Origin of the sequence: Actinoalloteichus spitiensis RMV-1378 (genome assembly GCF_000239155.1) — a bacterium.
Lineage (GTDB): Bacteria > Actinomycetota > Actinomycetes > Mycobacteriales > Pseudonocardiaceae > Actinoalloteichus_B > Actinoalloteichus_B spitiensis.
On record NZ_AGVX02000375.1, the window covers coordinates 1 to 7,995 of the forward strand.

The 7,995-nt window shown below is 74.2% G+C and carries 5 protein-coding genes; 1 reads left to right on the forward strand and 4 read right to left on the reverse strand.

All coding sequences use genetic code 11. The annotated features are described in order from the left end of the window. The 3 genes from ACTIDRAF_RS0216570 to ACTIDRAF_RS0216580 form a co-directional block, all read right to left on the reverse strand. Nucleotides 1-313 (reverse strand): hypothetical protein (locus ACTIDRAF_RS0216570; RefSeq protein ID WP_016699843.1); only part of this gene is annotated, 313 nt, incomplete at its 3' end. Between the two features lie 320 nt (nt 314-633). Then, a complete protein-coding gene (locus ACTIDRAF_RS0216575) occupies nt 634-1,320 on the reverse strand; it encodes a DUF305 domain-containing protein (RefSeq protein WP_081715640.1) in 687 nt (228 codons plus the stop codon). Between the two features lie 218 nt (nt 1,321-1,538). After that, nucleotides 1,539-3,578: a heavy metal translocating P-type ATPase gene (locus ACTIDRAF_RS0216580; protein WP_016699845.1), complete on the reverse strand. Its 2,040-nt coding sequence runs from the start codon at nt 3,576-3,578 to the stop codon at nt 1,539-1,541. 246 nt (nt 3,579-3,824) lie between these two features. On the opposite strand from ACTIDRAF_RS0216580, the gene ACTIDRAF_RS0216585 reads away from it, so the two are divergent. Beyond that, nucleotides 3,825-4,817: a Gfo/Idh/MocA family protein gene (locus tag ACTIDRAF_RS0216585; protein WP_211215364.1), complete on the forward strand. Its 993-nt coding sequence runs from the start codon at nt 3,825-3,827 to the stop codon at nt 4,815-4,817. 71 nt (nt 4,818-4,888) lie between these two features. Here ACTIDRAF_RS0216585 and ACTIDRAF_RS0216590 read toward each other — a convergent pair whose 3' ends face one another. Further along, entirely contained in the window at nt 4,889-7,114 is a 2,226-nt protein-coding gene (locus ACTIDRAF_RS0216590; RefSeq protein ID WP_016699847.1) for a beta propeller repeat protein, read from the reverse strand. Nucleotides 7,115-7,995: the final 881 nt, after the last annotated feature.

Sequence of the window (7,995 nt, forward strand, 5' to 3'; positions counted from 1 at the left end):
GGTGCCGGCGGGTGGGGCGGAGTTCGACGAGGGGGCGGGGGCGGCGGGCCAGGGCGGCCAGCGCGAGGGCCAGCACCACCGCGACGCAGACGTGGAACAGGGAGTCCTCGGCCACCACGGGTGTCCCGGCGCACGACGAGCAGGCATCGGACCCGACCGCCCACTGCGGCGGGGCCGGCGAGGACGAGGACACGGCCACCGGGGACGGGGCGGTCGGTGTCGCGCGGCCCACCACGTGGTGGGCGCCGACGAGGCCGACGAGCAGGACGAGCAGGACCAGCCACCGGCCGTGCGCGCTCCTCCACCCGTTCATCCGCCCCAGGCTATCGGTTCACCGTGGGAAAACCCGGGGTCCGCGGCGTGTCCGTCGGGGGAGTACCCGGACAGGCAGTGCGGGCGGAGTGCCGTGGAGTCGGCGGAAGGCGGGGCTCGCGGGTGGTGGGAGCCGGTGCCCCGCGCCGTCGCCGCGCCGGGTGGTGCCCGCGCCCGGGTGGTGCCCGCGAAGGCGAGCGCCCCCGGGTCACGCGGCCAGCCGGTGGCCGGCGGCGAACCCGAGGAGCGAACCCCCGGAACGCCGCAGGCCCGCCGTCCAGAGTGGACGACGGGCCGGCGGTGTGCGTGTTCGGGAGCGGCTCACAGCGGGAGCGCGCGGAGCTCCTCGATCTCTCCCGGGTTCCGGTCGAGCACCCGCTGCGCGAGTTCCCGCAGCTCCCGGGCGGGAGCCTCGTCGAGCATGATCCGGGCCTTCTCCAACGCGATCTCGTGGCTGGCCACGAGCGAGTCCCGCCAGAACCGGTCGAACTCCGGGCCCTGGAGCTGTTCCAGCCGCTGGACCCTCGGCCACGGGCTCTCCTCGGGCCCCTCACCCTCCCCCTCGGCGTCGGACGGGTCGGCCTCGGGCTCGGTCTCCACCACCTGCTCCGCCGGGGACAGTTCCTCGTCACCGGGCAACGCGGGCGGGTCGTCCAGCGGTTCGAGGGGTGGCCACTGGCCCGTCATGTAGGAGAAGCCGACGAAGCGGTCCTTCAGCCGGGTGTGCTCGATGGCCGTGCGGTCCGCGTACTCCCGCAGCGCCGGCGAGGTGAGGCGCGCGTTCTCCTCGCCTCGGGCATCGAACAGGGCGACGGTGCGCTCGTAGTGGGCGACCATGTCGTGGGCGAGCGCGATGTCCTCCTCCGTGTAGGACGGTTCGGAGGTGAACTCCAACTGGGGGCCGGCTGGCTCGGGATCGCTGTTGATCTCGTGGGAGGTGCAGCCGGCCAGCGCCGCGGCGGTCACCGCCGCGAGCAGCGCGGCCTTGGTCCACGGCCTCACAGTCATGGTCAGGGTTCCTCGTCGTGTCAGCAGGGACGGGGCGCGCGGTGACCGGCCTGCGCCGCAGGACGGTGCCCGACCGGTGGGAGGGGGAGGACCGTCGGCGGCCGGGCGGTGGGGAACGCGCACGATGGTGGTTCCATCCGCCCGGGATCCTACTGAAGGGGGCCACCGCGCCCGGCTGGCCGTGGGCCAACGCCGTCGACGCTCCCAACCCCACCCGCTCACCCGGACGGGCGTAGTCGGACGCGGCGCAGGAGCTGTGCGTTCAGGGCCACGACGATGGTGGACAGGCTCATCACGACCGCCCCGACGGCCGGGGGCAGCACGAAACCGACGGGGGCGAGCACGCCGGCGGCGAGGGGAACCGAGACCAGGTTGTAACCAGTCGCCCACGCGAGGTTCTGCCACATCTTGCGGTAGGTGGCGGCCGAGAGCCGCCGGACGGCCAGCACACCGCGCGGGTCGTCGGAGGCCAGGACCACGCCGGCCGACTCGATCGCCACATCCGTGCCGGCACCGATCGCGATCCCGACGTCCGCCCTGGCCAGGGCGGGGGCGTCGTTCACCCCGTCGCCCACCATCACGACCCGGTGCCCTTCGTCCCGGAGCCGGGTGATGGCGGCGTCCTTGTCCTCGGGCAGCACCTCCGCGATGACCTCGTCGACACCCACCTCGCGCCCCACGGCCTCCGCGACGTGCCGCGCGTCCCCGGTGATCATGAGCACGGCGAGCCCTTCGGCGCGGAGCCCGCGCACGGCCTCGGTGGACTCCGGGCGCACGGTGTCGGCGAGCCCGACCGCCCCGACCACCTCACCGTCCCGCACGACGTGGAGCACGGCCGCGCCCCGCTCGGCCCACCTCCCGGTGGCGGGTTCGAGCCGCTCGGGCACGCGGAGTCCCAGCTGGCGGAGGAGGGCCGGGCCGCCGACGGCGATGTCGACGCCTCCGACGCGTGCCGTCACGCCCCGACCCGTCAGGGAGCGGAAGTCCGCGGCCGGTTCGAGCTCGCCGCGCTCCCGCGCGGCGGCGACCAGCGCGCGGGCCAGCGGGTGTTCCGACTCGGCTTCGGCCGACGCCGCGAGCAGCAGGACGCGTTCGGCGTCACCGTCGACGGCCTCCACCCCCACCAGGGAGGGCTGTCCGGTCGTGAGGGTCCCGGTCTTGTCGAGGACGACCGTGTCGACGGTCCGCATCCGTTCGAGGGCGAGCCGACTGGTGACCAGGATCCCGGCCCTGGCGGCCAGGGAGGTGGAGATCGCGACGACGAGGGGGATCGCGAGCCCCAACGCGTGGGGGCAGGCGATGACGAGCACCGTCACGGTGCGCTCCACACCCGAGGTCGTCTCGCCGAGGAGGGACCACACGGCGAAGGTCAGCAGGCCGACCACCAGCGCGAAGTAGAACAGGGCGGCCGCGGCGCGGTCCGCCAGGGCCTGCGCCCGGGAACTCGAGCTCTGCGCCTCGGCGACGAGCCGGCGGATGCCGGCCAGTGTCGTCTGGTCGCCGACGGCGGTGAGGTGGACGCGCAACGCGGAGTCGGTGGCGACGGTGCCCGCGACGACCGGGTCTCCCTCCTCCCGGGTGACCGGCTGCGACTCGCCGGTCACCATCGACTCGTCCACCTCGGCGCTCCCCGCGACGACGGTGCCGTCGGCCGGGACCCGCCCGCCGGACCTGACGAGGACGACGTCCCCCACCCGCAGCTCGGGGAGCGGGACTGGGCGGGGCTCCCCGTCGTCGCCGAGCAACTCCGCCTCGTCGGGCAGCAGCTCGGCCAGTGCCTCCAGCGCCCCACTGGCCTGCCCCAGGGCCCGCATCTCCAGCCAGTGCCCGAGGAGCATGATCACGATCAGCAGCGCCAGCTCCCACCAGAAGTCCAGGTCCCACCCGCCGAACCCGAGGGTGGTGAGTGCGCTGGCGACGAACGCGACGGAGATGGCCAGGGCGACCAGCGTCATCATCCCGGGTCTCCGGGCCCGCAGCTCGGTGGCGGCACCGGCGAGGAACGGCCAACCGCCGTACCCGAAGAGCACCGTTCCCAGGACGGGGGCCACCCACGCGACCGGGTCGGCGACGGGGTAGCCGAACCAGTCGGAGATCATCCGGCTGGTCAGCACCACCGGGACGGCGAGGACGAGGCTGACCCAGAAACGTCGGCGGAAGACCGAGGCGTGATCCGCGTGGCCGTGATCCGCCTGTTCCGCGTGGTCCTCGTGGCCGCCGCCGGGCGCGCCCTCGTCGCCGCTCGCGCGGCGCGTCACCCCGACTCCCGTCCCGCGCGGACCGGGGGCCGCGTGCTGTCCGGCATGCGGATCGCCGTCCTTCTCACTCCGGGCTCGTTCCGGGCGGGGTGTCCCGCTCCGGGTTCCCCCAGTGTCGGGCCGTCCCCTGGTGCCGTCGACCCGAACCCGGCCGCCCCTCCCCACCTCGGAAGTGACGGAAGAGGACGGCGGAATCCGGTCAGTCCACACCCACCCGTGTGACAGTCCCGCGTAGTCTCACTGATCGTGACTGTGGAACCGGACAGGCCGCTGAACTGGGGGATCGTCGCGACGGGTGGCATCGCCGGCACCGTCGTGGAGGACCTGGCCCGCCTGCCAGACGCGATCCCGCACGCCGTCTCCTCGCGTCGCCTCGAGCGGGCGGAGGAGTTCGCCGCACGGCACGGCGTGCGACGCGCCTACGGCGACTACCGGGCGCTGCTCGACGACCCGGACGTGGACGTGGTCTACGTCGCCACGCCCCACAGCCAACACCACGAGGTCAGCAGGGCAGCCCTGCTCGCGGGCAAACACGTGCTGTGCGAGAAGGCCTTCACGGTGACCGTGGCCCAGGCCGAGGAGCTGACCTCGCTGGCCCGTGCCAGGGGGCTGTTCCTCATGGAGGCGATGTGGACGCGCTTCAACCCGTTGATCCGCCGGCTCGGCGCGCTGCTGGCGGACGGCGCTGTCGGCGAGGTCCGCTCGGTGCGGGCCGACTTCGGGTTCGCCGTGCCCTACGATCCGGCGGCCAGGCTGTGGGACCCGGCCCAGGGCGGTGGTGCCCTGCTGGACCTCGGGGTCTACCCGGTGTCGTTCGCGCACCTGGTCCTGGGTGAACCCACCGAGCTCACCGTCCGGGGGAGCCTCGCCGCGAACGGGGTGGACGCGGAGGCCGGTCTGCTGCTGGGTTACCCGGACGGCAGGTACGCGTCGCTGGGTTGCACGCTGGTCGCGCACCAGACGGCGCGGGCCTCGGTGGTCGGCACGACCGGTCGCCTCGAACTCGCCGACCCCTTCTTCAACCCGAGCTCGCTCACCCTCGTCACCCCGGGACGGGACCCGGAGGTGTTCGAGCACCCGATCGAGGGCCGGGGCTACGGTCACCAGCTGCGGGAGGTCCACCGGGCGGTGCGGGCCGGGGAGGTGGAGAGCCCGTTGATGCGGCACGAGGAATCGGTGGCGGTGATGCGCACCCTCGTGCGCGCGCTGCGCGGTCTCGGCGCGGTGACCGCCAGCTGACGGCGCCCCCACGTCCCGAGGACGGCCGGCGGGGCGGTGGGCGGGCGCGGTGGCCCGCCCACCGGTGGTGCTCAGCCGCCGACCGGGTCGGCGTAGAGGATGCCCCGACCGTTGGTCCCGAGGTAGACGCGGCCGTGGCGGTCCGGGTCCCCGGTGATGGTCTGGCCGATCCAACCGTACTGGTGGTCGTCGTCGTTGACCCGGACCCAGGTCGCGCCGGCGTCGTCCGACCGGAAGACGCCGCGCACGCCGTCGACGACACCGGTGACGAACACCGCCGGGGCCGTCGCCCCGGGGGCGGGCGCCCCGAACCCCACGGTGTGCGCCTCGTCGAGGACCTGGACGTAGCTCTCGCCGGAGTCGGTGGACCGGTGGAGCCCGCCCCACCCGGTGGCGAGCCACACCTCGCCGGCGACGCCGGGCACCGCCTTCCACTGCGCCTGGCCGGTCGCGGGGAGGTCGTCGCCGACCAGGGCGAAACTCGCCCCACCGTCGTCGCTGCGGTAGTGCGCGCCCTCCTCCGGGTCGACGGCGTGGAAGACGGCGGCGTCCACCCGGTCGGAGCGCACGGTCAGGCCCTCGGGCAACCCCGCGGCCGGGGCCCAGGTCCGGCCCAGGTCGGTGGTGCGGTGGGCGGTGCCGTCCTCCGGCGTCCACACCACCGCCCCACCGTCGGCCGACACCGCGATCGTGCCGCCACCCGTGCTGGACGGGGGCTGGGTCGGGAACGGCTGCCAGCTGTCCCCCGCGTCGGTGGAGTAGGCAGCCCAGGTGTCGCCGCCGGTCCCGGCCCGGACCACGGTGTCCGGGTCGTGCGCGGCGTGGTCGAGGCTGGTGGTGTTGCCGAGGATCGGGTTCTGGTGCATCCCGGCGGGTGGGCTGGTGGTGAGGTCGTGGTGGGTGAAGCCGCCGATGTCACCGAGCCCGCTGATCAGCGGCCCGCCGGGGAGGCTGACCAGGTCCAGCACGGCCGTCTCCTCCAGGCCCTCCGCCCGGACCGACCAGTCCGTGGGTGCTCCCGCGTCGGCGGGGGTGACGTCGTCGGTGCCGAAGATGGTGGCCCCGGTGACGTAGCGGACGCTCCCCGGGTCGAACGGGTCGATCTCCAGGTCCCCGATCATCCAGCCGAGCTTCGGGGTCTCCCCCCAGTCGAGGAACGGCGACACCGAGGTGTCGAGGTGCTGCCCCTCCTGGATGGACACCCAGTTCTGGCCACCGTCGGTGGTGCGGAAGATGTCGTCGACCGGCCCCCAGCGCCCCATGGTCGCGACCATCAGCGTGTCGGGGTCGGTGGGGTCCACGGCCAGGCCGCCGTAGCCGAACCCGTCCTCGGCCCCCTCGTTGGGCCGCAGCGGCGTGATGTCCGTCCACGTCCCGGCCTCCGGGTCGTACGAGTGGACGGCGCCGTCGTACATCTCGTACGGGCCCGGCAGGTCGCCGTAGCTGACGTGGAGCACCCCGTCGCCGGCCAGCGCCGCCTGGTGCGGGATCAGGCCGGTGGGCTGACCGGGGACCGGGTCCCAGGTGCGCCCACCGTCGTCGCTCCGGTACAGCGGGGTGTCCTCTCCGGCGACGGCGGCGTACACGACGGGAGTGGGCGCGCCGTCCTCACCGCTGGCGGGGTCGAAGAGGACGGGCCCCACCCCGATGCCGGCCAGGCCCGGGGAGGGCAGGTCGCCGAACTCGGCCCAGGTCGCTCCCCGGTCGGTGCTGCGCCAGAGACCGTCGTCGCGGGTGCCGAGCAGGAGGATGTCGCTGTCGTGGGGGTCCACCACCAACCGTTCGCCGATGGACCGCCCCGGTTCGTTGCCGCCCAGCCGGAAGGGCAGGTCCACCCGGTCCCAGGTCTCCCCCCGGTCGGAGGACCGGAGGATCGCGGCGGTGGAGGCCCACTCCTGGCTGTAGGCGCCGGCCGCGAGGTAGACGCGGTCGGGGTCGGACGGGTCGAGGGCGACGCTGTCGATGCCGAGCAGGTTGTAGTCGTCCCACCCGATCCAGTCGGTCAGCGGCAACCACCGACCGGTCCCGGTGTCCCACCGGTAGGCGCCGCCGATGTCGGTGCGCGCGTAGACCAGGCCCGGCTCGGTCGGGTGGTACTCGATGCCCGTCACGAAACCGCCGCCGACGATCTCCACGTTGCGCCAGTCGTGGGCCTGTTCGTGCACCTGGACGGCCGGGGGCGGCCCGGCGGTGGGGGGCGGCGCGGCAGGACTCGCTCCCGCGACGGCGTGGCCGGCTCCACCCGCGGCCGCCGCCACGAGGACGGCAACGAAGGCGGGCAGGATGCGTGGTCGCATTCCCAGTTCTCCTCACGTCGAGGCTGTCGTTTCCGCTGCGCGCCCACTCCCCCGAGAACAGCCAGCCTCACCCGGGGTGAAAGCGGAAGTCAAGGTTTTCCCGGTGTTTCCGGGACAGGGGGAGGAATTCGACGGGAATCGTCGAAACGGCGTCGACCGCGGTGTCCGCATCCCTCCGCATCACGGCGACGACCGGGGCCGCTCGATTCACGACCCTGATCACACCCGAATCTCGTCCGGATCTCCGGACTGGTTCGCGCTGCCCCGGGGGTCGCCGCCTTGGCGTAGCCGGGGAGCGTGCGGTTCGCCGGCGACCTCCCGGCAGCTGGAACCGAACCCCCTGGTCAGGCCGCCCCACACGGGCGGTTCCGACTTCCCGGGTTTCCGCCGACCCGCGCCCACCGACGGCGGTGGCACCCCCCGCCCCACCGGAGGAACCGGTCGCCTCCCCCGCCGGGAGTACGGAGTCGAATCCGCCTCCGACCGCACCAGTGCGCGCCCACACAATCCGAGGCGCCCGCCCCGCATTCGATTCCCCCGGGCGCTCCGAGCGAATCGGCACCATTCCGGTCGGGAGTTCCCCGAACGTCCCGTCGCCTTTCCCGGAGCCCAGCCCGGGGGCGGAGACCCGGGGGCGGAGACCGGTCGGCGGGCGCTCCCGCCCGGCATTTCCGGGACGGCGAGCGGACCTCGGCGCGGGAGGGCGCTGCGCCGAGGAGGTCCGGTAGCGGCCGTGTCGCCGGGGAGCGGACCGTTCACCGGAGTCGGCCGAGGAGCGGCGCTCCCGTGTCCAGGTCTGCCCACCCACCGCTCACTGCCGTCGATCACCGGGGTGCCGGGCGGCGGCGGGCGCGAGGCGACCACGAGGACCGGCACCACCG

Coding starts and splice junctions, on each gene's coding strand:
- ACTIDRAF_RS0216575 (WP_081715640.1), bottom strand. CDS start 1,320: ATGACTGTGAGGCCGTGGACCAAGGCCGCGCTGCTCGCGGCGGTGACC.
- ACTIDRAF_RS0216590 (WP_016699847.1), bottom strand. CDS start 7,114: ATGCGACCACGCATCCTGCCCGCCTTCGTTGCCGTCCTCGTGGCGGCG.